General features: G+C 39.9%; 1 protein-coding gene and 1 pseudogene. Both read left to right on the top strand.

The features are described from left to right. The coding region (locus E3E27_RS10610) for a GatB/YqeY domain-containing protein (protein ID WP_167774564.1) at positions 1-154 on the top strand (154 nt) is incomplete at its 5' end. Positions 155-210: 56 nt separating this feature from the next. Then, positions 211-401: pseudogene (locus tag E3E27_RS10605) on the top strand (hypothetical protein); the annotation flags it as partial.

The raw sequence follows: 401 nt of genomic DNA, 5'->3' as shown, positions 1-401 counted from the left end.
GATAGTCAGGGAGAATCTTAATGTCGTAAAAGCCAAGGGCATGGGAGCTATGGGAATGCTCATGGGAAGAGCAATGGCAAAACTTAGGGGCAAAGCTGATGGAAAGCTGGTGAGCCAGCTCGTAAGAAAGAAGATTCAAGAATTTAGCTCTTAATCTTTTTTCTCAATAACTTTTTAAGAATTGATGCATTAAACTAATTGGGAGTGCTTATGCCGTTTACGCCAGGTCCAATTATAATCCCCAGAAGATCCAGAAGAAAAGAGCCTCAGAAGAGGAAAGAAGTTAGAAAGCCCAAGAAGGAAAAGAAGATAGTGTACGTGCTTATTAAGGTAAAGCAAGATCAGCTTATAAGCGAAAAGGCCAGAGAACTTGAAGAGCTTTTTAAGGGAAAGACATTTAA

Source organism: Thermococcus sp. MV11 (assembly GCF_012027285.1).
GTDB classification, from domain to species: domain Archaea; phylum Methanobacteriota_B; class Thermococci; order Thermococcales; family Thermococcaceae; genus Thermococcus; species Thermococcus cleftensis.
The sequence above is the reverse complement of the archived record's forward strand: the minus strand, read 5'-3'. Positions and strand labels throughout refer to the sequence as shown.